Source organism: Burkholderia sp. YIM B11467, from assembly GCF_052952715.1.
Genome location: NZ_JBQVSQ010000010.1, coordinates 213,104 through 237,033 on the forward strand (window position 1 = coordinate 213,104; position 23,930 = coordinate 237,033).

At 68.9% G+C, this 23,930-nt stretch carries 27 protein-coding genes; 24 read left to right on the forward strand and 3 right to left on the reverse strand.

The window, feature by feature from the left end; all coding sequences use genetic code 11:
* Positions 1-2 precede the first annotated feature (2 nt).
* Genes gspI through ACTRWB_RS29760 form a run of 6 tightly spaced genes read left to right on the forward strand, consistent with a single transcriptional unit; the run spans position 3 to position 4,927 of the window.
* A complete protein-coding gene (gspI, locus tag ACTRWB_RS29735; protein WP_193099428.1) occupies positions 3-404 on the forward strand; it encodes a type II secretion system minor pseudopilin GspI in 402 nt (133 codons plus the stop codon).
* Complete coding sequence (locus ACTRWB_RS29740) at positions 382-1,071, forward strand: PulJ/GspJ family protein (protein ID WP_048247973.1); 690 nt, start codon at positions 382-384, stop codon at positions 1,069-1,071. Before gspI ends, ACTRWB_RS29740 begins: the two co-directional genes overlap by 23 nt.
* A gap of 2 nt (positions 1,072-1,073) precedes the next feature.
* Positions 1,074-2,204 carry a type II secretion system minor pseudopilin GspK gene (gene gspK, locus ACTRWB_RS29745; RefSeq protein WP_419685678.1) on the forward strand — a complete coding sequence of 377 codons (1,131 nt, stop codon included), beginning with the start codon at positions 1,074-1,076 and terminating at the stop codon, positions 2,202-2,204.
* 26 nt (positions 2,205-2,230) lie between these two features.
* A complete protein-coding gene (gene gspL / locus ACTRWB_RS29750) occupies positions 2,231-3,604 on the forward strand; it encodes a type II secretion system protein GspL (protein WP_446903933.1) in 1,374 nt (457 codons plus the stop codon).
* Positions 3,601-4,107, forward strand: coding sequence for a type II secretion system protein GspM (gene gspM / locus ACTRWB_RS29755; RefSeq protein WP_129513335.1), 507 nt, complete (start codon positions 3,601-3,603; stop codon positions 4,105-4,107). Before gspL ends, gspM begins: the two co-directional genes overlap by 4 nt.
* Before the next feature lie 31 nt (positions 4,108-4,138).
* Entirely contained in the window at positions 4,139-4,927 is a 789-nt protein-coding gene (locus ACTRWB_RS29760; RefSeq protein WP_129513334.1) for a type II secretion system protein N, read from the forward strand.
* Between the two features lie 25 nt (positions 4,928-4,952).
* On the opposite strand, the gene ACTRWB_RS29765 is transcribed toward ACTRWB_RS29760, so the two are convergent.
* Together ACTRWB_RS29765 and ACTRWB_RS29770 are read right to left on the reverse strand one after the other, a co-directional pair.
* Positions 4,953-6,497: an efflux transporter outer membrane subunit gene (locus ACTRWB_RS29765; protein ID WP_419685675.1), complete on the reverse strand. Its 1,545-nt coding sequence runs from the start codon at positions 6,495-6,497 to the stop codon at positions 4,953-4,955.
* Positions 6,498-6,755: 258 nt separating this feature from the next.
* On the reverse strand, positions 6,756-7,040 hold the full coding sequence (locus ACTRWB_RS29770) for a multidrug ABC transporter ATPase (protein ID WP_419685673.1): 285 nt from the start codon (positions 7,038-7,040) through the stop codon (positions 6,756-6,758).
* Positions 7,041-7,214: 174 nt separating this feature from the next.
* Between ACTRWB_RS29770 and ACTRWB_RS29775 the strand changes: the two genes are divergently transcribed.
* Together ACTRWB_RS29775 and ACTRWB_RS29780 are read left to right on the forward strand one after the other, a co-directional pair.
* Entirely contained in the window at positions 7,215-7,703 is a 489-nt protein-coding gene (locus tag ACTRWB_RS29775) for a MarR family winged helix-turn-helix transcriptional regulator (RefSeq protein ID WP_129513332.1), read from the forward strand.
* 177 nt (positions 7,704-7,880) lie between these two features.
* Positions 7,881-9,443, forward strand: coding sequence for a DHA2 family efflux MFS transporter permease subunit (locus ACTRWB_RS29780; RefSeq protein ID WP_446903934.1), 1,563 nt, complete (start codon positions 7,881-7,883; stop codon positions 9,441-9,443).
* Positions 9,444-9,503: 60 nt separating this feature from the next.
* Here the strand turns inward: ACTRWB_RS29780 and ACTRWB_RS29785 are convergent, their stop codons facing one another.
* Positions 9,504-10,430: a LysR family transcriptional regulator gene (locus ACTRWB_RS29785; protein WP_129513330.1), complete on the reverse strand. Its 927-nt coding sequence runs from the start codon at positions 10,428-10,430 to the stop codon at positions 9,504-9,506.
* A 139-nt stretch (positions 10,431-10,569) separates the two neighbouring features.
* Here ACTRWB_RS29785 and ACTRWB_RS29790 point away from each other — a divergent pair, with 139 nt between their 5' ends.
* The 16 genes from ACTRWB_RS29790 to ACTRWB_RS29865 all read left to right on the forward strand — a co-directional run bounded on the left by ACTRWB_RS29790 (position 10,570) and on the right by ACTRWB_RS29865 (position 23,785).
* Positions 10,570-11,046, forward strand: coding sequence for a CidA/LrgA family protein (locus ACTRWB_RS29790; protein WP_048247985.1), 477 nt, complete (start codon positions 10,570-10,572; stop codon positions 11,044-11,046).
* Positions 11,047-11,059: 13 nt separating this feature from the next.
* Positions 11,060-11,782: an LrgB family protein gene (locus ACTRWB_RS29795; RefSeq protein WP_193097370.1), complete on the forward strand. Its 723-nt coding sequence runs from the start codon at positions 11,060-11,062 to the stop codon at positions 11,780-11,782.
* Between the two features lie 182 nt (positions 11,783-11,964).
* Positions 11,965-12,501 (forward strand): flagellar basal body-associated protein FliL, encoded by a 537-nt coding sequence (fliL, locus tag ACTRWB_RS29800; protein ID WP_069746340.1) that lies wholly within the window; start codon positions 11,965-11,967, stop codon positions 12,499-12,501.
* Between the two features lie 22 nt (positions 12,502-12,523).
* Positions 12,524-13,522: a flagellar motor switch protein FliM gene (gene fliM / locus ACTRWB_RS29805; RefSeq protein WP_129513327.1), complete on the forward strand. Its 999-nt coding sequence runs from the start codon at positions 12,524-12,526 to the stop codon at positions 13,520-13,522.
* Complete coding sequence (gene fliN / locus ACTRWB_RS29810; protein ID WP_412022752.1) at positions 13,515-14,006, forward strand: flagellar motor switch protein FliN; 492 nt, start codon at positions 13,515-13,517, stop codon at positions 14,004-14,006. The genes fliM and fliN overlap by 8 nt, the downstream gene beginning before the upstream one ends.
* Positions 14,003-14,569, forward strand: coding sequence for a flagellar biosynthetic protein FliO (gene fliO, locus ACTRWB_RS29815; RefSeq protein ID WP_446903935.1), 567 nt, complete (start codon positions 14,003-14,005; stop codon positions 14,567-14,569). The genes fliN and fliO overlap by 4 nt, the downstream gene beginning before the upstream one ends.
* A 36-nt stretch (positions 14,570-14,605) precedes the next feature.
* Complete coding sequence (gene fliP / locus ACTRWB_RS29820) at positions 14,606-15,367, forward strand: flagellar type III secretion system pore protein FliP (protein ID WP_446903936.1); 762 nt, start codon at positions 14,606-14,608, stop codon at positions 15,365-15,367.
* A 19-nt stretch (positions 15,368-15,386) separates the two neighbouring features.
* Positions 15,387-15,659, forward strand: a complete 273-nt coding sequence (gene fliQ / locus ACTRWB_RS29825; protein ID WP_006401718.1) for a flagellar biosynthesis protein FliQ — start codon at positions 15,387-15,389, stop codon at positions 15,657-15,659.
* Positions 15,660-15,682: 23 nt separating this feature from the next.
* Entirely contained in the window at positions 15,683-16,465 is a 783-nt protein-coding gene (gene fliR, locus ACTRWB_RS29830; protein ID WP_446903937.1) for a flagellar biosynthetic protein FliR, read from the forward strand.
* Positions 16,466-16,643: 178 nt separating this feature from the next.
* The gene (locus ACTRWB_RS29835) at positions 16,644-18,002 is read left to right on the forward strand and encodes a TolC family outer membrane protein (protein WP_446903938.1); all 1,359 of its coding nucleotides are present in this window, start codon (positions 16,644-16,646) and stop codon (positions 18,000-18,002) included.
* Positions 17,999-19,258 carry an HlyD family secretion protein gene (locus tag ACTRWB_RS29840; RefSeq protein ID WP_446903939.1) on the forward strand — a complete coding sequence of 420 codons (1,260 nt, stop codon included), beginning with the start codon at positions 17,999-18,001 and terminating at the stop codon, positions 19,256-19,258. Before ACTRWB_RS29835 ends, ACTRWB_RS29840 begins: the two co-directional genes overlap by 4 nt.
* 40 nt (positions 19,259-19,298) lie before the next feature.
* Positions 19,299-21,446 (forward strand): peptidase domain-containing ABC transporter, encoded by a 2,148-nt coding sequence (locus tag ACTRWB_RS29845; protein ID WP_446903940.1) that lies wholly within the window; start codon positions 19,299-19,301, stop codon positions 21,444-21,446.
* A 105-nt stretch (positions 21,447-21,551) separates the two neighbouring features.
* Entirely contained in the window at positions 21,552-21,866 is a 315-nt protein-coding gene (locus ACTRWB_RS29850) for a hypothetical protein (RefSeq protein ID WP_419685662.1), read from the forward strand.
* A gap of 51 nt (positions 21,867-21,917) precedes the next feature.
* Positions 21,918-22,148 (forward strand): hypothetical protein, encoded by a 231-nt coding sequence (locus ACTRWB_RS29855; protein WP_446903941.1) that lies wholly within the window; start codon positions 21,918-21,920, stop codon positions 22,146-22,148.
* Positions 22,149-22,332: 184 nt separating this feature from the next.
* A complete protein-coding gene (locus ACTRWB_RS29860; protein WP_446903942.1) occupies positions 22,333-22,884 on the forward strand; it encodes a fimbrial protein in 552 nt (183 codons plus the stop codon).
* Between the two features lie 127 nt (positions 22,885-23,011).
* Positions 23,012-23,785, forward strand: a complete 774-nt coding sequence (locus tag ACTRWB_RS29865) for a fimbria/pilus periplasmic chaperone (protein ID WP_419685658.1) — start codon at positions 23,012-23,014, stop codon at positions 23,783-23,785.
* Positions 23,786-23,930: the final 145 nt, after the last annotated feature.

Below are 23,930 nucleotides of genomic sequence, written 5' to 3' on the forward strand. Positions count from 1 at the left end.
CGATGCGTCGTCGCCTGCCCTTCCCTGTTTCCTCATCCCGCGGTTTCACGATGATCGAGGTGCTCGTCGCGCTCGCGATCATCGCGGTCGCGCTCGCCGCGTCGATCCGCGCGGTCGGCACGATGGCGACCAACGCGTCCGACCTCCATCGCCGGCTGCTCGCCGGCTGGAGCGCCGACAACGCGCTCGCGCAACTGCGGCTCACGCATGCGTGGCCGGAGATCGGCGAGCAAAGTTTCGACTGCTCGCAAGGCAACGTGCAGCTCGTCTGCACGCAACGCGTGAGCACCACGCCGAACCCCGTGTTCCGGCGTGTCCGGGTTTCGGTGAGCATGCCCGGGCATTCCGGCGTGCTCGCACAGATGGTGACGGTGATCGCGAATGAAACCAGCCGTCCGCTCTGACGCGCCGATGCGACGCTCGCCCACCCGCTCCGCCCGCGGCTTCACGCTGATCGAGCTGATGATCGCGATCGCGATCCTCGCGGTGGTTGCGATCCTCGCGTGGCGCGGGCTCGACCAGATCATGCGCGGCCGCGACAAGGTGGCGGCCGCGATGGAAGACGAGCGCGTCTTCGCGCAGATGTTCGACCAGATGCGCATCGACGCGCGGCTTGCCGCGACTGACGACGAGGCCGGCCAGCCGGCGATCGGCGTTGCCGGCAATACGCTGCAGATCGTCCGCGAATTCGAGGTGCCGGGCGCCGCGCCGCGGCTGCAGGTGGTCCGCTACCGGATCGCCGGCGGGCGCGTCGTGCGTTATGCGTCGCCGCCGATCGACGACGCGAACCGGCTGCGCAGCACGCTGAAGGACAGCAGTGTCGAAGGCTGGAGCTGGGTCGCGCTGATGGGCGGCGTCGGCGCGATCGACGCGAAGCTGTACGTGCCGCGCGTGGGCTGGACGACCAATCTGCAGACGGCTGACGATGCGCTCGCGCAGAACAACGATGCGCTCAAGGTGCCGCAGATCGGCAACGCGCCGCCAGCGCGTGCGGTGACGGGGCTGCAGGTCAGCATCGGCGCGACGTCGCTGCGCGTGCCGGTCACGCGCATCTTCCTCGTCGGGGAATGACGATGCGCGCGCGCCGTCACCATTCATTGCTCACCCACCGCGCTGCCGTGCGCACGCGTGCACGCCGCCGCGAGCGCGGCGCGGCGATCATCACCGCGCTGCTGGTCGTCGCGCTGTCGGCGATCCTCGTCTCGGGGATGCTGTGGCGCCAGCAGGTGCAGATCCGCCGCATCGAGAACCAGCGCGTGATCGCGCAGGCGCAGTGGGTCGCGCGCGGCGCGCTCGACTGGACGCGGATGATCCTGCGCTCCGAAGGCGACACGGCGCCCGGCATCACGTATCTCGGCGGAATCTGGGGCGTGCCGATCGCGAAGACGAAGCTGTCGGATTTCCTCGGCCGAATCGGCGCGCCGAACGACAACGGCGGCGAAGACACCTATATCTCGGGCTCGATCGAGGACGCGCAGGCGAAGTTCAACCTGCGCAACCTCGTGGCGTCGCCGGCGCCCGGCGTGCTGCAGCTGAACGTGACGCAGCTGCAGGCGTTCCAGCGCCTGCTGACCACGCTCGGCTTCGACGGCGCGTTCGCGAAGCGCATCGCGCTGCAGGTGCGGGCGGGCCTCATGCATTCGGCGACGCGCTTCCAGATGCCGACGCTGCCGGGCGGCGGCGGCACGGCGCCGGCCATCGCGCCGGTGACCACCGACCAGGAGGGCGGCGGCGGCTTCACCGACGATCCCGGCATGTCCGGCGGCGACCGCGGACCCGCGCCGCTGATGATGACGGGTGTCGACAGCCTGCTCGACGTCGACGGCGTGACGCCCGAGATGGTCGCGCGGCTGCGCCCGTTCGTCACCGTGCTGCCGACCACGACGCCCGTGAACATGAATACCGCGCCGGCCGAGGTGATCGCGGCGCTCGTGCCGGGGATGAGCGTGTCGTCCGCGCAGGCGCTCGTGTCGCGCCGCGAGACCGTGTTTTTCCGCAACGTCGGCGATGTGCAGCTCGCGCTGCGCGGTGCCGGCGCGCCGAACGTGACGATCGACTCGAACCTCGTCGACGTCAATTCGAGTTATTTCATCGTGCATGGCCGGATCCAGCACGATCGCGCGGAGGTCGACCGCACCTCGCTCGTGTATCGTGATCCGACCACGCACTCGACGCGGGTCGTGCGCATCCGCGACCAGCTATAACAACGCCATTCGGGAGAGGAGCTCTTGTGAGCACGTTGATTGTTTCTTTGCCGCCGCGCGAGCCTGCCGTGCCGTTGCAGGAATGGCAGTGGCCCGAACTGCCGTTCACGCTCGTCGACAAGGCCGGCCATGTGCAGCGTGCGGGCCGCGCCGCGCTTGCGCTGCTGCCGCGCGCGAATGCGACGGTACTGATCGTCGCCGCGCGCGACGTGCTGCTGCTGGCCGCGATGGTGCCGCCGCTCAAGGGACCGAAGCTGCGCCAGGCGCTGCCCAACATCGTCGAGGATCAACTGATCCAGGATCCGCTCGGCTGCCACATCGCGCTCGATCCGGCCGCGCTGCCCGACGGGCGCCGCGTGCTGGCGATCGTCGATCGCGCGTGGTTTCGCACGATCTGCGACGCGTTCACGGCGGCCGGCCACCGGCATCTGAGCGCGGTGCCCGCGACCCGCTGCCTGCCGGCGCCGCGCACGTCGGCCGAGGCCGCAGCCGCGGCCGACGGTGAGGTCGCGAACCTTGCCGATGCTGCGCTGGCTGCGGGCGCCGTCGAGCCGCCCGCCCACCCGCCCGCGGTCGCCGCGGTGCTCGGGCTCGCGGCGGCAGTCGAACCGGCGCTCGTCGAAGCCGGCGCGCTGCCGGTCGCGGCCGGTGCGCCGCGCCTGGAACTCGCGGTCGCGCGCGGCGCGCTTGGCGAAGGCTTCGCGGCGCCCGCGGCGCGCGCGGCCGGCACGCTGGCCGCGCTCGCGGGCGGCGGCGACGTCGAACTGTACGAACTCGGCGAACCGGGCGCGGAGCCGCGGCTCGCGTCGGTCGGCCGCACCGACGGCCCGCTGCTGCCGGGCGCCGCGCCGCTGTCGTTCGACACGTTCGCACGGCGCGCGCTGACCGAGCGGTTCGATCTGTGCCAGTTCGAATTCGAGTCGCAGCCGTGGCGCTTCGACCGCGCGACGGTGAAGCGCCTGCGCGTGCCGCTCGCACTCGTCGCGGCGACGCTCGGCGTCGCGGTGATCGGGATGAACCTGCACTGGTGGAAGCTGTCGCGCGAGCGCGATGCGCTGTCGGCGCAGATCACCGAAACGCTGCTGTCCGCGTTCCCGAAGACGACGACGGTGCTCGATCCGCCCGCGCAGATGCAGCGCCAGCTCGACCAGTTGCGCCTCGCGGCCGGCGAACTGTCGCCGAACGATTTCCTCGCGCTGTCGAGCGGCCTGACGCGCTCGATGGGCGCGCTGCCGCTGAACGGCATCGCGTCGCTCGACTATCACGACCGGCGGCTCGACGTCGGCTTCAAGCCGGAGGTCAAGGTCGATCCCGATTTCCCGCAGCGCCTCGCGCGTAACGGACTGTCCGGCGAAGTCGACAGCAACACGGGCAAATGGACGATCCGGAGCCGCTCATGAAAACGGAACAACTGAACCAGACGCTGGCCCAGTTCTGGGGTGAGCGCTCGCAGCGCGAGAAGATGCTGCTCGGCTGGGGCGGCGCCGTGCTGGCCGTCGTGATCGCGTATTCGGTGCTGTGGGCGCCCGCGCAGGAAGGCCGCGCGCGGATCCAGCGCGAGCTGCCGACGATGCGCCGCGAACTCGCGCAGATGACCGCGCAGGCGAACGAGGCGAAGTCGCTGACCGCCGCCGCTCAGGGCGTCGCGCCCACTGGCCTGGCGTTGAAGGACGCGCTGACCGCGTCGCTGTCCGATCACGGGCTGCAGGGTGCGCAGGTGCAGATCGTCGGCAACGGCGTGCAGGTCCAGATGAAGAACGTGTCGTTCCCGGCGTGGACGCAGTGGCTCGACGACGCGCGCCGGCAGTTCAAGGTGCAGGTCGGCGAGGCGCACGCGACTGCGCTGAAGGAAGATGGCCAGGTCGACCTGACGGCCGTGATGCAACCGTCGACGCAGAAATGACGCAGTGGATGACGCAAGTGGCGGTCGGCCGATGAGGCCGTGGACGAAGCGGCTCGCCACCGCATTGCCGTGGGTACTGGCGGGCGGACTGGCGACGGCGGTGACGCTCGTCGCGCTCGCGCCGGCTGCGTGGATCGCGCCGCAATTCGCACGCGCGACCGGTGGGCACGTGAATCTCGTCGATCCGGACGGGTCGCTGTGGCACGGCTCGGGCACGCTGATGCTCGCGCCGGGCGCCGACCAGAGCGCGGCGACGCTGCTGCCGGGCCGGGTCGAATGGACCACGCGCTTCTGGCCGCTGCTGACCGGGCGCGTGCAGATGCGCATGCGGCAGACCGAGGCGATGCCCGACGCCGTCACGCTCGATGCGACGTGGCGCGGCGCGGTGCTGTCGGCGGGCACGATGGCCGTGCCGGCGTCGCTGCTCGCAGGGCTCGGCACGCCGTTCAACACGCTCGACCTGCAGGGCGACGTGCGGGTCGGCTGGAGCGACTGGCGCCTGTTCGGCAACAATGCGTTCGGCCAGCTGACGGTGACGATCGATTCGATGAGTTCGCGCGTGTCGCGCGTGAAGCCGCTCGGCTCGTACCGCGCGGTGCTGCAGGCGAAGGGGGCGGGCGCCGATCTCGACCTGTCGACGACGCAGGGCCCGCTGTTCCTCGACGGGCACGGCAACTTCGGCGCCGGTCAGGGATCGTTCCGCGGCACCGCGCATGCGGCGCCCGAGCAGCAGGCGAACCTCGCCGGGCTGCTGAACCTGCTCGGCCACCCGATCGGGAACAACGAGGTGTCGCTGATCTTCGGCGACGCGCAGCGCTGACGCGCGCGGCGCGTCCCCTCTTCCGTTACTTCTGCGCGAGCGGTGCGGCCGCCGCACCGGACGCCGGCACCGGTGCCGGCGCAGCCATGTCGCCGTTCTCGCGCGCCATGTCCGACGCATCCCAGCCGCCGCCGAGCGCCTTCACGAGCCCGACCGACGACGCCATCCGCTGCCCGGCGATCGTCGAGAGCTTCTGCTGCGCGGTGAACGCGGTGGTCTGCGCGGTCAGCACGTTCAGGTATGCCACCGTGCCGGCCTTGTACTGGTTCGTGACGATCGCGAGTGAGTGCTCGGCGCTCTCGACGGCCTGCCGCTGCACGTCGATTTCCTGCGCGAGGATGCGCTGCGACGCGAGATTGTCCTCGACGTCCTGGAATGCGGTGAGCACCGCGAGGCGATACGCGGCGACGTCCTGATCGTAGGTCGCGCGCGCGGCGTCGGTCTGCGCCGCGCGCAGACCCGCGTCGAACAGCGTCGCCGCAAGCTGCGGGCCGACCGTCCAGAAACGCGCCGGCAGCGTGAACAGCTGCGACCACACCGAGCTCTGGACGCCGCCGGTGGCCGACAGCGTGAGCGTCGGGAAAAACGCGGAAATCGCGACGCCGATCTGCTCGTTCGCGGCCGCCGCGCGGCGCTCGGCCGCCGCGATGTCGGGCCGGCGCTCGAGCAGCGCGGACGGCACGTCGACCGGCGTGATCGGCGGCTCGGCCGTGAGCGGGTTCGTGGGCAGCGAGAAGGTCGATGCCGGTTCGCCGATCAGCGTCGCGATCGCATGCTCGTACTGCGCGCGTGCGACGCCGTTGTCGATCGACGCCGCCTGCGCGCTTTGCAGTTGCGTCTGCGCCTGGATCACGTCGGCGCGCGCGGCGACGCCTTGCGCATACTGGTTCTGGGTGAGCTGCAGCGACTGTTGGTACGACTTCACGGTGTCGTCGAGCAGCTTTTGCAGCGCATCGGACGTGCGCAGCTGGAAATAGGTCTGCGCGAGCAGCGCCTGCTGCGACAGCCGCGCGTTCGCGAGATCGGCCGCGGCCGCCGCTTCGCCGGCGCGCTGCGCGCTGACGGTGCGGCTCACCTTGCCCCACAGGTCGGGTTCCCAGCTTGCGTCGAGGCCGACGCTGTAGCTGTTGTTGATCGATCCGGACGAACCGCTGCCGAAGCTCGACGACGAGCCCGACGACACTGATGTGCGCGGCGTGCGGGCACGCGAGCCCGACGCGGTCAGCCCGACGGTCGGGAAATACGCGGCACGGGCCTCGGTGACGAGCGCACGCGCCTGCCGGTAGGCGGCCGCCGATTGTGCGATGGTCTGGTTCGACGCGTTCAGCTTGCCGATCAGCGCATCGAGTTGCGGATCGTTGTAGACCGTCCACCACGCGCCGCGGTCGGTGCGGTCGGCGGGCTGCGCGACCTTCCAGCCGGCCGGCGCTTCCTTGAATGCGGCAGGGATCGACGTGTCGGGCCGGTGATAGTCGGGCCCGACGGCGCAGCCGGCGAGCAGCACGGCCGTCGCAACGGCGACGGCGGCGCTCAGCGGGCGAAGGGCGCGCGGGAGGGAGGCGTACGGCATCGTGGTTTTCCTGTCTGGGCGCGACGGCCGGCGAGCGGCGCCGCGCGATGCGGTCGTTGCCGCTGGCGGACAAATGGTAACTGACGGCGGGGAAGCTGCGCAGCCCTAAGGGTACGGTGCCAGGGGGCCTGAATGTGTTACCGGTGCGAGCGGCCGGTTTACCGGCCATTACGGATCGCTTGCGGGGAGACAGGTGCGCGCCGGCCGCCGCGGGGCGCGCGGCCGGCGATCAGTCGGGATGGCGGGAGCGGCGCGGCGTCAGTGGCAGCGCACGGGTACCGGGACGGGGTCGGCGGCGGACCGCCATGACGACGGCTCCGTTGCCGCCGGCTGGCTGGTGCGGCGTGCGCCGCCCTTCGCGTTGCGCTGCCGGCGATGATCGAACCACGCGAACCCGAGCGCCGCGAGCGAGCCGCCCGGCACGACCAGCATCGTCACGTACAGCGCGATCTTCCAGCCGCGGTGCGGCCCGGAAAACACATGATGAGCGGTATCGGTCAGGTTGCGGCGCAGCGCGCCGGCGGCATTTTTCAGGAACAGCATCGCGAACATCCTCGGGGGCCCGGCAGTGCGGGCGAATCGGTCAGAACATCGTCTCCGGCAGTGCAACATGCACGTCGTAACTGGTTGCCTCAAATAATATTGACTAAGCAATCATTTTTCAAGATACTGGGCGCGTTTTAACCTGAAACGCACTATTGCTGTGTACGCAATCGCATGACCGGCGGCCTCTACGATCCCGAGAACATCGCGCTGGAAACGAGCCTCGGCTATTACCTGTCGAAGGCGAAGCAGGCGCTCGTCGAGCGGATGGACCGCGCGCTCGAGCCGCTCGATCTCACCGCGCAGCAGATCGGCGTGATCCTGCTGCTGTCGCGCGGTTACGCGAGCACGCCGTTCGAGCTGTCTCGCAAGATGTCGTACGACAGCGGGTCGATGACGCGGATGCTCGACCGGCTCGAACGCAAGGGGCTGGTCGCGCGCTCGCGCAGCGAGCAGGATCGCCGGATGATCGAGCTGACGCTGACCGAACGCGGCGCCGACGCGGCCCGCGCGCTGCCGTCGCTGATCGCGACCGCGCTCAACGCGCAGCTCGACGGTTTCTCGGCCGACGAACTCGCGACGCTCACCGGCCTGCTGCAGCGCTTCATCGCCAACGGGCCCGGCACGACCGGTTGCCCGAAACCCGACGACGCGGACAGCTGATGCGCGCGGAGGCCCCATGTCTAGGTTAAGCATTCGCTTATTTCTCTGTCTGGGCAGAAGATGACAGGGCACGCGCTTCACTTTTTCCCTTATCCGTTCCACCCGGCCGGGCCGCGCTGCGTTGCGCACCCGTGCGTTGCACCGGCGCGTCGCGCGCGCCGCGTCTAGGAGATTCCGATGTCCGCCACCACGGCATCCGCCGCCTCCCCTGCTGCCCAACCCGCGCCGCTCACCGGCGGTGCGCTCGCGCTGCTGACGGTCGGGCTCGCGCTCGGCACCTTCATGGAAGTGCTCGACACGTCGATCGCGAACGTCGCGGTACCGACCATCTCGGGCAGCCTCGGCGTCGCGACGAGCGAAGGCACCTGGGTGATCTCGTCGTACTCGGTCGCGTCCGCGATCGCGGTGCCGCTCACCGGCTGGCTCGCGCGGCGCGTCGGCGAAGTGCGGCTGTTCACGCTGTCGGTGCTCGCGTTCACGATCGCGTCGGCGCTGTGCGGCCTCGCGAACAACTTCGAGACGCTGATCGCGTTCCGGCTGCTGCAGGGCCTCGTGTCGGGGCCGATGGTGCCGCTGTCGCAGACGATCCTGATGCGCAGCTACCCGCCCGCGAAGCGCGGGCTCGCGCTCGGGTTATGGGCGATGACGGTGATCGTCGCGCCGATCTTCGGCCCGTTGCTGGGCGGCTGGATCAGCGATAACTACACATGGCCGTGGATCTTCTACATCAACCTGCCGATCGGCGTGTTCTCGGCGGTCTGCGCGTACTTCCTGCTGCGCGGCCGCGAGACGAAGACGTCGAAGCAGCGGATCGACGCGATCGGCCTCGCGCTGCTCGTGATCGGCGTGTCGTGCCTGCAGATGATGCTCGACCTCGGCAAGGACCGCGACTGGTTCAACTCGTCGTTCATCGTCGCGCTCGCGCTGATCGCGGTCGTGTCGCTCGCGTTCATGCTCGTGTGGGAGACGACCGAGAAGGAGCCGGTGGTCGACCTGTCGCTGTTCAAGGATCGCAACTTCGCGCTCGGCGCGCTGATCATCTCGTTCGGCTTCATGGCGTTCTTCGGCTCGGTCGTGATCTTCCCGCTGTGGCTGCAGACGGTGATGGGCTACACGGCCGGCAAGGCCGGCCTCGCGACCGCGCCGGTCGGGCTGCTCGCGCTCGTGCTGTCGCCGCTGATCGGCCGCAACATGCATCGGCTCGACCTGCGGATGGTCGCGAGTTTCGCGTTCATCGTGTTCGCCGGCGTGTCGATCTGGAACTCGACGTTTACGCTCGACGTGCCGTTCAACCACGTGATCCTGCCGCGGCTCGTGCAGGGGATCGGCGTCGCGTGCTTCTTCGTGCCGATGACGACGATCACGCTGTCGAGCATCTCCGACGAGCGGCTCGCGAGCGCGTCGGGGCTGTCGAACTTCCTGCGCACGCTGTCGGGCGCGATCGGCACCGCGGCCAGCTCGACGTTCTGGGAGAACGACGCGATCTACCACCACGCGCGGCTGTCGGAATCGGTGAGCATCTACGCGCAGAACACGACCGACTACCAGGGCGCGCTGGCGCAGCTCGGCATCGTTGGGCAGACGGCCAATGCGCAACTCAACCAGCTCGTCACGCAGCAGGGCTTCATGATGGCGACCAACGACTTCTTCCTGCTGTCGGCGTTCATGTTCGGCGCGCTCGCGGCGCTCGTGTGGATCACGAAGCCGAAGAAGGGCGCGGGGCCGGCGATGGGGCATTGAACGCGTGGCGGGCGGCCATTGCGCCCGCCTGTTCCGTCTGACCGCCCGGCGCCGTGCCCGTCACTCCCGCGCCCGCAACCCGCCGAACGCGAGATCGTCGACAGGCGCGACCGGCAGCGTCGCCCGCGCGACGTCGAGCCACGCGCGCGCCGCGTGCGACAGGTAACCCTTCTTCAACCAGCCGAGCGCGATCGCCCACGTGATTTCCGGCTCGACGATCGGCCGGCACGTGAACTGATCCGCATCGAGCCGCCGGCAATACGGCTCCGGCAGCAGCGCGATGCCGACCCCCGCATGCACGAGCGCGGCCATGAAATCCCAATGACCGCTGCGGCTCACGATCGACGGCGTGAAGCCGACCTTCCGGCACGCATCGAGCACCGCGTCGTGCAGCGCGAGGCTTTCCGCATAGAACACGAACGACTCGCGCGCGAGATCAGCGAGCGGCACGGCCGCGTGATCCTCCCAGCGCGACTCGCGCGGCGCGACGAGCCATAGCGGCGCGCGCACCATCGGCAGCCGCTCGAACGTGCCGGGGTCGACCGGCTCCAGCAACCCGCCGAGCTCGAGCTCGCCCGACATCAGCGCGGCCTCGATCATCCGCGCGCCCTGCTCGAACAGCTTCAGCTCGATGTTCGGATAACGCTGCTTGTACGCGGCGATGATCGGCGTGAACAGCGAGCCGCCCAGCGGCGGGACGCCGATCGTCAGCTCGCCGCGCCCGAGCGTGCCGAGATCGTTCAGCTCCGACTGCAGCTGCGCCTGCGCGGCGAGCACGTCCTGGCCGCGCTGGAACACGATGCGCCCCGCATCGGTCAGCACCATCTGCCGGCCGTCGCGCAGCAGCAGCGGCGAGCCGATCTCGTCCTCGAGCGCCTTCACCATCTTGCTGATGGTCGGCTGGGTCACGAACAGCCGGTCGGCCGCCGCGGTGAAGCTCTGCTGGCGGACCACCTCGACGAAGTACCGCAGCGCGCGCAATTCCATCGGAAACTCCCCAAGTTGGTGCAACGATCCAAACTGAATTCCAAACTGGAATGTAAAGGATAGAGACAAGTCATTTTATTTATGGTTAGGGGAAACCCTATACTCGCACCATCAACGGAATATCTGTATGGAGCCTGCCATGACCAAGCCGACCGCTACTGCCGCCGCCCGCCCCGCCGCCTCGGGCAGCATGACGCGCGCGGGCCGGATCGCGCTGCAGGCCGCCGCGCTGGGCGCGCTGTGGATGGCCGTCGACTGGGCCGTGCGGACGATCGGACTGCCGATTCCGTCCGGCGTGGTCGGCCTCGCGGTGCTCCTCGTGCTGCTGTTCTCGGGCCGCGTCGCGCCCGCGTGGGTGAAGGACGGCGCGAACTGGCTGCTGTCCGACATGCTGCTGTTCTTCGTGCCGGCCGCCGTCGCGGCCGTCCAGTACGGCGGGCTGTTCCGCGAGGACGGCTGGCGCATCGCGCTGGTGATGCTCGCGGGCACCGCGTTCGTGATGGTCGCGGTGGCCGTCGCGGTCGATCTCGCCGCGAAGCTCGAGCGCCGGCTGGCCGTGCAGCGCGTGTTCGCCGAACGCCGCCGGGCGCGCCTGAGCGCCGCGCCCGCCCACTGAGCCGGAGCCGCGCATGCCTGCCTTGCTGTCCAACCTGTCCGCCGACCACGTGAATACCGCGATCTCGTTCGGCTGCTTCGTGCTGACGGTCGTGCTGTATGTCGCGTCGAAGCGGCTCTACGCGTACAAGAAGACGCTGCTGTTCTCGCCGCTCGTGTTCGTGCCGGGCGTGCTGGTGCTGCTCGTCCTGCTGACCGGCATCCCGTATTCGGTCTACTTCCGCGACACGCGCTGGCTGATGTGGCTGCTCGGCCCGGCGACGATCGCGTTCGCGGTGCCGATCTACGAATATCGCGACCTGATCCGCCGGCACTGGCTGTCGCTGTCGGTCGGCGTCGCGGTCGGGATCGGCGCGGGCGTGTGCGGGTCGCTGCTGCTCGCGAAACTGCTGCACCTGTCGCCCGAACTGCAGCGCTCGCTGATGACGCGCTCGGTGTCGACGCCGTTCGCGCTCGCCGTGTCCGACAAGATCCATGCGCCGAAGGACCTCACGGCCCTGTTCGTGATCGCGACCGGCATCTGCGGGATGCTGCTCGGCGAGATCGTGCTGGCGCTCGTGCCGATGCGCACGCGGCTCGCGCGCGGCGCGCTGTTCGGCGCGGCCGCCCATGGCGTGGGCACCGCGAAGGCGCGCGAGATCGGCAGCGAGGAAGGTGTCGTGTCGAGCCTCACGATGATGATCGCCGGCGTCGCAATGGTGCTGATCGCGCCGCTGCTCACGCTGCTGCCGATCTGACGGCCCGCGCCGGGCGGCCGACGCCCGCCTGGCATGCCGGGCCGCCCTCGGCCGCGCACCGCATGACGCGTGGCGCCGCCGCCCGCACCCTGCATCGAGCCGACACGCGGCCGACAATCGGCTGAGATAGCCGCAAATCCCCCCTCTTTTCCGCCCATCGGGCTCGGCCCGGATGCCGAACAATGCATGCTACGAGACATCACGCACGCATTCACATGGCCTCCACGACCGCAAACCCGACCGCCGACAAGCCGGCTTCCTCCGGCAAGTTCAAGCGCATCGCGCTCATCGCCGTCATCGCGCTCGGCGCGGCCGCTGCCGCAGCCGGCGGCATGTACGTGTTCCTGAGCAAGGAGGGCGTCGGCCATGCGAGCGCCCCCGCCGAGCCGGCGCCGCTTGCCGCGCCGGTGTTCTTCCCGCTCGACCCGCTGACCGTGAACCTGCAGTCGGACGACGGCGCGCAGCATTACCTGCGCGTCGGCCTGTCGCTGAAGCTCACCGACCCGAAGGCGCAGGAGCAACTGACCGCGCGGATGCCGGAGATCCGCAGCCGGATCCTGCTCGCGCTGTCGAACAAGCATCCCGAGGAACTCGCGACGCCGGACGGCAAACGTTCGCTTGCGAAGGAACTGCGGGACCTGATCGAGCAGCCGACGCAGCCGGGCAACCAGCGCGCGAAGGTCGACGACGTGTTGTTTACCGAATTCGTCGTCCAGTAACGCGGCCGCGAAAGGAGCGCGCATGGGCCACCAGGAGTTCATGTCCCAGGAGGAGGTCGATGCCCTCCTCAAGGGCGTCACGGGCGAAGCCGATACGGTCGACGAGCAGCGCGACACGTCGGGCGTCCGTCCCTACAACATCGCCACGCAGGAGCGAATCGTCCGCGGCCGGATGCCCGGCCTCGAGATCATCAACGACCGCTTCGCGCGGTTGCTGCGGATCGGCATCTTCAACTTCATGCGGCGCACGGCGGAAATCTCCGTGAGCCAGGTGAAGGTGCAGAAGTACAGCGAGTTCACCCGCAACCTGCCGATCCCGACGAACCTGAACCTCGTGCACGTGAAGCCGCTGCGCGGCACGTCGCTGTTCGTGTTCGACCCGAACCTCGTGTTCTTCGTCGTCGACAACCTGTTCGGCGGCGACGGGCGCTTTCACACGCGCGTCGAGGGCCGCGATTTCACGGCCACCGAGCAGCGGATCATCGGCAAGCTGCTGAACCTCGTGTTCGAGCACTACGCGACCGCGTGGAAGAGCGTGCGGCCGCTGCAGTTCGAATTCGTGCGCTCGGAGATGCACACGCAGTTCGCGAACGTCGCGACGCCGAACGAGATCGTGATCGTCACGCAGTTCTCGATCGAGTTCGGGCCGACGGGCGGCACGCTGCACATCTGCATGCCGTACTCGATGATCGAGCCGATCCGCGACGTGCTCAGTTCGCCGATCCAGGGCGAGGCGCTCGAAGTCGACCGCCGCTGGGTGCGCGTGCTGTCGCAGCAGGTGCAGGCCGCCGAGGTCGAGCTGAGCGCGAATCTCGCCGAGATCTCGTCGACGTTCGAGAAGATCCTGAACCTGCGCGCGGGCGACGTGCTGCCGCTGGAGATCGACGACACGATCACCGCGAAGGTCGACGGCGTGCCGGTGATGGAATGCGGCTACGGAATTTTCAATGGTCAATATGCATTGCGCGTGCAGAAGATGATCAGCGCGGGCGATACGATGAAGGAAGGTGGATATGAGTGAGCTGAACCAGACGCCCGAGGACGACGTGCAAGCGATGGCCGATGCGGCCCTGGCGGCATCGGCCGCCGCCGCTCAGGCGGCACCGGCCGCGGCGGAAGAGGATCAGGGCATCGACGACTGGGCCGCCGCGCTCGCCGAGCAGAACCAGCAGCCGGTGCAGCCGGGCGCGACGGGCGCCGGCGTGTTCCAGCCGCTGTCGAAGGCCGCGGCGAGCTCGACGCATAACGACATCGAGATGATTCTCGACATCCCGGTCAAGATGACCGTGGAGCTCGGCCGCACGAAGATCGCGATCCGCAACCTGCTGCAGCTCGCGCAGGGTTCGGTGGTCGAGCTGGACGGCATGGCCGGCGAGCCGATGGACGTGCTCGTGAACGGCTGCCTGATCGCGCAGGGCGAGGTCGTGGTCGTCAACGACAAGTTCGGCATCCGTCTCACCGACATCATCACCCCGGCCGAACGCATCCGGAAGCTGAATCGATGAACGTCGCGAAGCCCGGCCGCCGCGTGCGCATCGCGATCGCGGCGGCGGCTGCCGTCGTCGCGTCGTTCGCTTGCGCGCCGGCCGGCGCCGCCGACATGAACGCGGTAAACAACGCCGGTTCGATCGCGTCGAGCGTGATGGTCGGTTCGGCCGCGCCGTCGCTCGGCATCGGCGCGGTGCTGCAGACGCTCGTCGGGCTCGCGGTCGTCATCGGTCTCGTGTTCGCGTGCGCGTGGCTCGCGCGCCGCTTCGGCTTCCAGCCCGCGCGGCGCGGCGGCCCGCTGAAGGTCGTGTCGAGCGTCGGGCTCGGCGCGAAGGAAAGCGCGACGATCGTCGAGATCGGCGACACCTGGCTCGTGCTCGGCGTCGCGCCGGGCAACGTGCGGCTGCTGCATACGCTGCCGGCCGGCACGGCGTCGGCCACCGCGACGGCGGCATCGGCCGACGCACCCGCCGGCGCCGCACCTTCCGACGCCGGCCTGCCCGGCACGTTCGGCTCGCGGTTTCGCGACGCGCTCGCGGGCGAAGCCGCGAAACGCCTCGGTCGCGGCAAGGACCGCTGACATGGCGCCGCGCCCTCTTTCCGTTTCCGCATTCCGATGAAACTCGAATTCCTGCGTCGCGCGGCGCGCGTCGCGCCCGCGCTGATCCTCTGCCTGGCCCCCGCGCTCGCGTGCGCGCAGGCGAACGGCCTGCCCGCGTTCAACGCGAGCCCGGGCCCGCACGGCGGCACCACCTATTCGCTGAGCGTGCAGACGATGCTGCTGCTCACGATGCTGTCGTTCCTGCCGGCGATGCTGCTGATGATGACGAGCTTCACGCGCATCATCATCGTGCTGTCGCTGCTGCGCCAGGCGCTCGGCACCGCGACGACGCCACCGAACCAGGTGCTCGTCGGCCTCGCGATGTTCCTCACCTTCTTCGTGATGTCGCCGGTGCTCGACCGTGCCTACAACGACGGCTACAAGCCGTTCTCCGACGGCTCGATGCCGATGGAGCAGGCCGTGCAGCGCGGCGTCGCGCCGTTCAAGACCTTCATGCTGAAGCAGACCCGCGAGACCGATCTCGCGCTGTTCGCGAAGATCTCGAAGGCCGCGCCGATGCAGGGGCCCGAGGACGTGCCGCTGTCGCTGCTGGTGCCCGCGTTCGTCACGAGCGAGCTGAAGACGGGTTTCCAGATCGGCTTCACGGTCTTCATTCCGTTCCTGATCATCGACATGGTCGTCGCGAGCGTGCTGATGTCGATGGGGATGATGATGGTGTCGCCGTCCACCGTGTCGCTGCCGTTCAAGCTGATGCTGTTCGTGCTGGTCGACGGTTGGCAGCTGCTGATCGGCTCGCTCGCGCAGAGCTTTACGTAAGCCGCGGAGGAATCGCGCGATGACCCCCGAACAAGTGATGACCCTCGCGCACCAGGCGATGATGGTCGGCCTGCTGCTCGCCGCCCCGCTGCTCCTGGTCGCGCTCGCGGTCGGCCTCGTCGTGAGCCTGTTCCAGGCCGCGACGCAGATCAACGAGGCGACGCTGTCGTTCATCCCGAAGCTGCTCGCGGTCGCCGCGACGCTCGTGATCGCCGGCCCGTGGATGCTGACGACGATGCTCGACTACCTGCGGCAGACGCTGCTGCACGTCGCGACGCTCGGCGCCGGCTGAGCCGCGCTTAACCCCCGGCGGCGATGTTCTCGGTTACCTACGCGCAGCTCAACGGCTGGCTCACCGCCTTCCTGTGGCCGTTCGTGCGGATGCTCGCGCTCGTCGCGACCGCGCCGGTCGTGGGTCATGCGGCGGTGCCCGTGCGTGTGAAGATCGGCCTCGCCGCGTTCATGGCGCTGGTCGTCGCGCCGACGCTCGGCGCGATGCCGGACGTCACGGTGTTCTCCGCGCAGGGCATCTGGATCGTCGTCACGCAGTTCCTGATCGGCGTCGCGATGGGCTTCACGATGCAGATCGTGTTCGCGGCCGTCGAGGCGGCCGGCGACTTCATCGGGCTGTCGATGGGCCTCGGCTTCGCCACCTTCTTCGATCCGCACACGAGCGGCGCGACGCCCGTGATGGGCCGCTTCCTGAACGCGGTCGCGATGCTCGCGTTCCTCGCGCTGGACGGCCATCTGCAGGTGTTCGCCGCGCTCGCCGCGTCGTTCCAGTCGCTGCCGGTGTCGGCCGACCTGCTGCATGCGCCCGGCTGGCGCACGCTCGCCGCGTTCGGCACGGTCGTGATCGAGATGGGGCTGCTGCTCGCGCTGCCGGTGGTCGCGGCGCTCCTGATCGTGAACCTCGCGCTCGGCATCCTGAACCGCGCGGCGCCGCAGATCGGCGTGTTCCAGATCGGCTTTCCCGTCACGATGCTGGTCGGGCTGTTGCTCGTGCAACTGATGGTGCCGAACCTCGTGCCGTTCGTGTCGCACCTGTACGACATGGGGCTCGACGCGATGGGGCGCGTGCTGATCGGCTGGCGCTGATGCACCTGCTCCGTCGCGTCTGGCACATCACCGTGCAGTGAACGTAATGCGGTTTGGTATCGAAATGGACGAACGTCGATATCTTGTCGCCGCGTCTGACTGAATAATCCTCTGCTTTGCGGCGTGACCTCGCCGCGGTTCCCGCGACGGACCGACAGGCTGCGGCGCGTACAGGCAGATGATTTCGACACGATCCTTCCGGCTGGTGGCCGTTCTCGGCTGGCTCGGCGCCGCATGGCCGGCGCACGCGGCCGACCTGCTCGACGCGGTGAACGCGGCGCGGCGCTTCGATGCGGGCATCGGCGCGGCGCGCAACGCGCAGCTCGCCGGCCGCGAGAAACGCTGGCAAGGTCTCGCAGGCCTGTTGCCGCGTGCGGAGCTCAACGGCAGCTACACGAAGCAGGACCAGCCCACCGCCGCGTACGCGGCGGCGGTCCGCCGTCACAGCGCTTCTGCAACCGTCACGCAGCCGCTGTTCGACGTGTCCCGCGTCGCCGATTTCAAGCGCGGCGGCACGCTCGCCGAGCAGGCGGACATCCAGTACGAGAAAGCGTCGCAAACCCTGATTACCGATGTCGCCGGCGCCTATTTCGACGTCCTGTTCGGACGCGAAGTGTTGCAGGCCGCCGAAGCCGCGCAGCAGGCATTCCATAAGCAACTCGACCAGGCGCAGGCCGCACTGCGAATCGGCGACGGCACGCGGACCGACGTCGACGAGGCGCGCGCGAATCTCGACGAAGCGCTGGCGCGCACGGTGAGCGCGCAAACCGATCTGGCGATCGCGAGCGGCACGTTGCAGCGGATCACCGGGCTGACGGCGGCCGAGCTGGCGCCAATCTCGTGGCAATGCGCGCCGCAGGCCGCGCCGGTCGATCTCGCGACCGCGATGGACGACGCGGCCCGCGACAACGTCGACGTGCGGATCGCCGGCAAGCAGCTCGACCAGTCGCGGGCCGACATCGTCGCCGCGACGGGCGCGCACCTGCCGGTCGTGAACCTGCAGGCGAGCTACGGCACGAACTGGAGCCGCGGCGCCAACGAGAACGGGCTCGACACCGTGTTCGGGACGACGTCGAAAACCCGCTCGTCGATGATCGGCGTGACGGTCACGATCCCGCTGTTCGCCGGCGGCGGCCCGCTGTCGGCGAGCCGCGAAGCCTACCGCCGGCGCGACCAGGCGCGCGACGCGCTCGAGGATGCGCGCCGCAAGGCCCGCGAGCACGCCCGTGCCGCGTATCTCGGCATCACCAACGGCATCGCGCTGATCCGCGCGCAGGAGCGCGCGCTCGCGTCGGCCGACAGCAAGGTGAAGTCGACCCGCCTCGGGCGCGAAGTCGGGCTGCGCACGCAGATCGACGAACTGAATGCGCAGCAGCGCTATTTCGAAGCGATCCGTGATCTCGCCGACGCGCGCTACCGCTACCTGCGTGCGCGGCTGCAACTGTCCGCCGCGGTCGGCACGCTCGGCGACGACGACGTGGCCGCCATCGGCTGCCGCGCTGACGGTCCGGCGCCAGCCGCGGGAGTCCGCTCATGACCGATTCCCTGTTCCGTCAGGAAGCGCTCGACGCGACCCGGCACAAGCTGATGGGTAGCGTCAGCCTGTACTCGCCACCCTGGCGCTGGCTGACGATCGGCGTCGCGACCGCACTGACGCTCGTGGTCGTCGCGTTTTTCGTGTTCGGCAGCTACACGAAGCGCGAGCGCGTGACCGGCCAGCTGTTGCCGGCGACGGGGCTGCTGACGGTGGCGCCGCCGCTGACGGGCACCGTGGTCGGCACGCGCGTGCGCGAAGGACAGGCGGTGGCGGCCGGTGCGGAACTGCTGGCGATCTCGGCTGAAGTGGCGACCGAGCTGGGCGGCACGCGCGAAACGGTCGCCCGGCAATTGAAGTTCCAGCGCTCGCGCCTGGAGACCGATCTGACCAGTCAGTCGCAACTGAGCGGTGAAGCGCAGCGCGGCCTGCGCACGCGCGCGGCGGCGCTGGACGACCAGCTCACGCAGATCGCGCGGCAGAACGCGCAGCGGCTGCGCCAGGCCGAACTCGCGCAACGCCAGCTCGACAAACTGCAGTCGATGCGTGAACAGGGTTATGCGTCGAACAGCCAGGTCGAGCAGCAGGAAGGCGTGCTGCTCGACGCGCGGGCGCGGCTGCAGGAGCTTGCCCGCCTGCGGCTCGACGTCGGCCAGCAACTCGACCAGACCCGCCAGCAGCTGCGCGAGCTGCCGCTCACCACCCGCAACCAGCAGAACGACATCGAGCGCAAGCTCGCGGACGTCGAGCAGTCGATCGCCGAGAACGAAGCGCGTCGCACGGTCATCCTGCGCGCACCGCAGGCAAGCGTCGTGGCCGCGCTGCTCGCGAAGCCCGGGCAGATCGTCAATGCGGGCCAGTCGGCGGTGTCGCTGTTGCCGCAAGGCGCGCCGCTCGAGGCGCAGCTGATGGTGCCGAGCCGTGCGATCGGCTTCGTGCGCACCGGCGCGCGCGTCGTGCTGCGCTACGAGGCGTACCCGTTCCAGAAATTCGGCCAGCAGTTCGGGCGCGTGACCGAGGTGTCGCGTACTGCGCTGTCACCGCAGGAAGTCGCGAACCTGACCGGGCGCGCCAACGTACCGGAGCAGCTCTACCGCATCGTCGTCGCGCTCGATCGTCAGGACATCGTCGCGTACGGCAAGCGCGAGGCGCTGCGGCCCGGGATGGCGCTCGAGGCCGACGTGCTGATCGACCGGCGCCGGCTGGTCGAGTGGGTGCTTGAGCCGCTGTATGCGCTCGGTCGTCGCGTGTCGGCCTGATGCGCGCCCTCAACGCATTCGTCATGGAGCCCGTTCAATCATGAAATGGATCGATGCGCTGCAATTCGGCTGGCGCCGCCGCCTGCCGGTGATCCTGCAGACGCAGGCGGCCGAATGCGGGCTCGCGTGCGTCGGGATGGTCGCGAGCCACTATGGCCACGACCTCGACCTCGTCAGCCTGCGCCGACGCTTCAGTCCGTCGCTGAAGGGGGCGACCCTCAACGACGTGATGCTGATCGCGTACCGGCTCGGCCTCGCGTCGCGCGCGCTGCGGCTCGAACTCGACGAACTGGGCAAGCTGCGCCGCCCGTGCATCCTGCACTGGGACATGAACCACTTCGTCGTGCTGAAGTCGGTGTCGCGCGGCCGGATCACGATCCACGATCCGGCGCGCGGGCGTCGCGACGTGCCACTCGCCGAAGTGTCCGAGCACTTCACCGGCGTCGCGCTGGAGCTGATGCCGTCGCCGTCGTTCGAGCGCACGCAGGCGCGCGAGGCGATCTCGATGACGAAGCTCGTCGGCGGCGTCACGGGCCTCCGCACGACGTTCGCGCAGGTGTTGCTGCTGTCGGCGGCGCTGGAAGTGTTCGGCATCGCCACGCCGTTCTACATGCAGTGGGTGATGGACCAGGTGCTGGTGTCGGCCGATGCGGACCTGCTGACGTTGCTCGGCATCGGCTTCCTGCTCGTCGTGCTGTTCCAGAACGCGGTGTCGGCCCTGCGCTCGTGGGTGGTGACGTGGTTCTCGAGCCTGCTCGGCGTGCAGTGGACCGCCAACGTCTGCGCGCACCTGCTCAGGCTGCCGATGGCGTATTTCGAGCAGCGCCATATCGGCGACGTGGTGTCGCGATTCGGCGCGATCAATACGATCCAGGCCACGCTGACCACGCAGTTCATCGGCGCGCTGCTCGACGGCGTGATGGCGATCGCGACGCTCGCGATGCTGTTCGTCTACAGCCCTTCGCTCACGTGGCTCGTGCTCGGCCTGTTCGCCGCGTACGGCGCGATTCGCTGGATCGCGTACCGGCCGTTCCGGCAGGCGAACGAGGAACAGATCGTCTACGCGGCGCGCGCGCAGTCGAACCTGCTCGAATCGATCCGCGGCGTGCAGGCGATCAAGCTCGCGAACAAGCAGGAAGCGCGCGTCGCCACCTATGCGAACGCAGTCGTCGAAACCACCAACAAGCACGTCGCGATCGAGCGGCTGTCGATCGGCTTCTCGACGCTGCAGGGCGTGATTTCCGGTGCGGGCCGCGTGGTGCTCGTCTGGCTGGCGGCGAAGCAGGTGCTCGACGGGCAGTTCTCGGCCGGGATGCTGGTCGCGTTCGTCAGCTTTGCCGACCAGTTCATGGCGCGCGGCGCTGGGCTGATCGGCACGCTGATCGACTTCAGGATGCTGCGCCTGCACGGCGAGCGTCTCGCCGACATCGTGCTGACCGACGTCGAAGCCGACATGGAGGCGAAGGTCGTGCGGCCGCCGCAGGCGGGCCATGCAACGCCACCCGCGATCGACGTGCGAGACGTGCGCTTCCGCTACGCGGAAACCGAGCCATGGGTGCTCGACGGCTGTTCATTCTCGATCGCGCCCGGCGAATCGGTCGCGCTGGTTGGCCCGTCGGGCCAGGGCAAGACGACGATGGCGAAGCTGCTGCTCGGTCTGCTCGCGCCGGAGCACGGCAGCGTGCAGGTCGACGGCATCGACATCCGCAAGCTCGGCCTGCATCCGTATCGCGACCGGATCGGCTGCGTGATGCAGGACGACATCCTGTTCGCGGGCTCGATCGCCGACAACATCGGCTTCTTCGACCCGCAGCCCGACGACGCGCGCGTCGAGCATGCCGCGCGACTCGCGCAGATCCACGACGACATCGTCGCGATGCCGATGGGCTACCGGAGCCTCGTCGGCGACATGGGGTCGTCGCTGTCGGGCGGGCAATGCCAGCGCGTGCTGCTCGCCCGCGCGTTCTATCGCCAGCCGGCGATCCTGGTGCTCGACGAAGCGACGAGCCATCTCGATCTCGCGCGCGAACGCCTGATCAACGATGCGGTGCGGGCGATGAACGTCACGCGGATCATCATCGCGCACCGTCCGGAAACGATCCGCAGCGCGGATCGCGTGATCGAGATCGCGGGCGGCGCAGCCCATGAGCTACCCGTCGACGCGCGCGTCGCGCCCGAGCCGGCGTAACGCTGCGGCGTTGCGAAGCACTTGGCCGCCCGACGGGCGGCGAGACGGCCGATGCCGATCCGGCCTTGCGCGATCGGCACCCAGCAGTAACAAGGAGAAACGCAAATGCGTGAGTTGACCACGGTGGAATGCCATGAAGTGAGCGGCGGCGGCTTTTTCGGCACCGTCGGTGCAGCGCTGCTCGGCGCCACGGCCGGCCTGGTCGCCGGCGGCTTCAAGGGCGCGGCGACAGGCGGCAGCCAGGGCGGGATCCTGGGCTTCGGCATCCTCAGCGCGGGTGTCGGCCTGATCGCGGGCGCAGCGCTCGGCGTGATCGGCGGCAAGGCATACGGCCTCGTCAATGGCGTGGCGCAGACGCTCAGGGTCTTCAATCGCGTGATGGAAGGCCTGTTCGACCCGAACCTGCCGGCACCGAAGTGATGCGCGGCGGGCCCGGTTATCCATTCCAGTTTTTTCCAGAGGGCAAACATCATGCGTGAAATGCACCATGCGGAATGTGCGGCCGTATCCGGCGGTCTGTCGTCCAGCGATCTTGTCGGCTGGCTCAACAACCTGTTCGCGCCGCGCGAGCCGTGGGTCAATCCGTTCCCGTCGGACAACAGCGGGACGGAGGCAGTCGGGACGCTCGGCAAGATTGCCGTCGCGGTGGGCGTGACGGCAATCGCCGTCTCGCTGGCGGTACTGCGGCGCGCGGTGCGATAGCCGGCGCGTTGCCAGAACGGGCGCCGCGTTGTCTCGATATTCAGGAATGCTGATTCAATGGAAAACGCGGCATTTCTGGATCGTTTGCGATTGTGGCGCCCTTTCCTGGAAAGCTAAATTTATCCGACCGGATCGTTGAACGGCCGGCGGAGTTTTTTCGAGCAAATCACCGAGGAAGCAGACCATGATCAAGCAACTAACCCTGGCGTCGGCGGTCACCGCCGCGATGGCGCTCGCGCCGCTCACCGCGCATGCGTACGACGGCACCGTGAACATCACGGGCACGCTGAGCGGCGCGACCTGCGACGTCAAGATCAACAACGGCAGCAACAACGGCACGGTCGGGCTGCCTGGCGTGAGCGCGAGCACGCTGTCGTCGAAGGGCGCAACCACCGGCGCGACCCATTTCACGATCGCGCTCAGCAATTGCACGAATGCGACCGGCAAGTCGGTGCGCACCTTCTTCGAGGCCGGCCCGAACGTGAACACCGCGGACGGCACGCTGATCAACCGGGCGGTCGTCAACGTGGCCAACAACGTTTCCGTGCAGCTGATCGACATGGACGGCAATGCGCTGAAGGCGGGCGACGCCAGCCAGCGCGAACCGGGCAAGACCTCGGTGCCAATCGCCAACAACAGCGCCACGATGGTCTACGGCGCGCAGTACTACGCGCAGGGCGTGGCGACCGCCGGCGGCGTGAGCACGTCGGTCACCTACTCGATCGACTACCTCTGATCCCCAGGCTGCCGCGACGGGCAGCACGCGTCGCGGCGATATCGGCCGGCGGCACCGCGGGTGTCGCCGGCATGACCGTGCCGCAGGGTGCGCCGGCCGCCGGCGTTCCCTGCCCATCGCGCTACATATGATGATTCCGATTCTCCCGTCCCTTTTGCGCCAGTTCTCGCTGTGCATCTGCGCCGCGCTCGTGTGCTTCGCGCAGCAGGCCGCGGCGAGCGTCATCGTGTCCGGCACCCGCGTGATCTACCCGGCAGGCGACCGTGAAGTGACCGTCAAGCTCGACAACAACGGCGCGCAACCCGCGCTCGTGCAGACGTGGCTCGACGACGGCGACCCACGCGCACGACCCGGCACCACGAAGGTGCCGTTCGTGCTGATGCCGCCCGTGTTCCGGATCGACCCCGGCCGGGGGCAAACCGTGCGGATCGTCTACACCGGCGACGCACTGCCGCAGGATCGCGAATCTGTGTACTGGCTGAACGTGCTGGACGTGCCGCCCGGCGTCGACGAAACGCAGTCCACCACCGTGCTGCAGCTCGCATTCCGTTCGCGGATCAAGCTGTTCTTCCGGCCGGTCGGACTGAACGCGGACGGCGCCATTGCCGCCGCGAGGCAACTGAAGTGGTCGCTCGCGACCGCGCCGGATGGCAAAGGTCACGCGCTGCGCGCGACGAACCCGACGCCTTACAACGTCGTCGTGCTGTCGGCGCGCATCGTGCACGGCGGTCGCACTTTCTCGCTCAGCGACGGTGCAATGATCGCGCCGCAGGCATCGCACGTCTTTCCGCTCGATGCGGCATTGCCGGCGCTGCCGCCCGGCACGAAGTTCGACTATTCGACGATCAATGACTTCGGCACCGGCGTCGAGTGGCAGGCGGTGCTCGACGACACCCGCTAGCTGCGCCGTCCGCACCGCGAGGCCGACATCTTCAGCGCCGGGGCGCCGCCCCGTGCGCGACACGTTCAATTCGAGTATCTGGAGCGAATTTCATGGAACGCGCTGACCGTGCAACGAGGTGGTGCGCCCGCCTGGCCGTGCCCGT

Bases quoted from the DNA above. Each gene is read 5' to 3' on its own strand.
- gspI (WP_193099428.1), top strand. From the start codon at position 3: ATGCGTCGTCGCCTGCCCTTCCCTGTTTCCTCATCCCGCGGTTTCACG.
- ACTRWB_RS29740 (WP_048247973.1), top strand. From the start codon at position 382: ATGAAACCAGCCGTCCGCTCTGACGCGCCGATGCGACGCTCGCCCACC.
- gspK (WP_419685678.1), top strand. From the start codon at position 1,074: ATGCGCGCGCGCCGTCACCATTCATTGCTCACCCACCGCGCTGCCGTG.
- gspM (WP_129513335.1), top strand. From the start codon at position 3,601: ATGAAAACGGAACAACTGAACCAGACGCTGGCCCAGTTCTGGGGTGAG.
- ACTRWB_RS29760 (WP_129513334.1), top strand. From the start codon at position 4,139: ATGAGGCCGTGGACGAAGCGGCTCGCCACCGCATTGCCGTGGGTACTG.
- ACTRWB_RS29765 (WP_419685675.1), bottom strand. From the start codon at position 6,497: ATGCCGTACGCCTCCCTCCCGCGCGCCCTTCGCCCGCTGAGCGCCGCC.
- ACTRWB_RS29770 (WP_419685673.1), bottom strand. From the start codon at position 7,040: ATGCTGTTCCTGAAAAATGCCGCCGGCGCGCTGCGCCGCAACCTGACC.
- ACTRWB_RS29775 (WP_129513332.1), top strand. From the start codon at position 7,215: ATGACCGGCGGCCTCTACGATCCCGAGAACATCGCGCTGGAAACGAGC.
- ACTRWB_RS29780 (WP_446903934.1), top strand. From the start codon at position 7,881: ATGTCCGCCACCACGGCATCCGCCGCCTCCCCTGCTGCCCAACCCGCG.
- ACTRWB_RS29785 (WP_129513330.1), bottom strand. From the start codon at position 10,430: ATGGAATTGCGCGCGCTGCGGTACTTCGTCGAGGTGGTCCGCCAGCAG.
- ACTRWB_RS29790 (WP_048247985.1), top strand. From the start codon at position 10,570: ATGACCAAGCCGACCGCTACTGCCGCCGCCCGCCCCGCCGCCTCGGGC.
- ACTRWB_RS29795 (WP_193097370.1), top strand. From the start codon at position 11,060: ATGCCTGCCTTGCTGTCCAACCTGTCCGCCGACCACGTGAATACCGCG.
- fliL (WP_069746340.1), top strand. From the start codon at position 11,965: ATGCATGCTACGAGACATCACGCACGCATTCACATGGCCTCCACGACC.
- fliM (WP_129513327.1), top strand. From the start codon at position 12,524: ATGGGCCACCAGGAGTTCATGTCCCAGGAGGAGGTCGATGCCCTCCTC.
- fliN (WP_412022752.1), top strand. From the start codon at position 13,515: ATGAGTGAGCTGAACCAGACGCCCGAGGACGACGTGCAAGCGATGGCC.
- fliO (WP_446903935.1), top strand. From the start codon at position 14,003: ATGAACGTCGCGAAGCCCGGCCGCCGCGTGCGCATCGCGATCGCGGCG.
- fliP (WP_446903936.1), top strand. From the start codon at position 14,606: ATGAAACTCGAATTCCTGCGTCGCGCGGCGCGCGTCGCGCCCGCGCTG.
- fliQ (WP_006401718.1), top strand. From the start codon at position 15,387: ATGACCCCCGAACAAGTGATGACCCTCGCGCACCAGGCGATGATGGTC.
- fliR (WP_446903937.1), top strand. From the start codon at position 15,683: ATGTTCTCGGTTACCTACGCGCAGCTCAACGGCTGGCTCACCGCCTTC.
- ACTRWB_RS29835 (WP_446903938.1), top strand. From the start codon at position 16,644: ATGATTTCGACACGATCCTTCCGGCTGGTGGCCGTTCTCGGCTGGCTC.
- ACTRWB_RS29840 (WP_446903939.1), top strand. From the start codon at position 17,999: ATGACCGATTCCCTGTTCCGTCAGGAAGCGCTCGACGCGACCCGGCAC.
- ACTRWB_RS29845 (WP_446903940.1), top strand. From the start codon at position 19,299: ATGAAATGGATCGATGCGCTGCAATTCGGCTGGCGCCGCCGCCTGCCG.
- ACTRWB_RS29850 (WP_419685662.1), top strand. From the start codon at position 21,552: ATGCGTGAGTTGACCACGGTGGAATGCCATGAAGTGAGCGGCGGCGGC.
- ACTRWB_RS29855 (WP_446903941.1), top strand. From the start codon at position 21,918: ATGCGTGAAATGCACCATGCGGAATGTGCGGCCGTATCCGGCGGTCTG.
- ACTRWB_RS29860 (WP_446903942.1), top strand. From the start codon at position 22,333: ATGATCAAGCAACTAACCCTGGCGTCGGCGGTCACCGCCGCGATGGCG.
- ACTRWB_RS29865 (WP_419685658.1), top strand. From the start codon at position 23,012: ATGATGATTCCGATTCTCCCGTCCCTTTTGCGCCAGTTCTCGCTGTGC.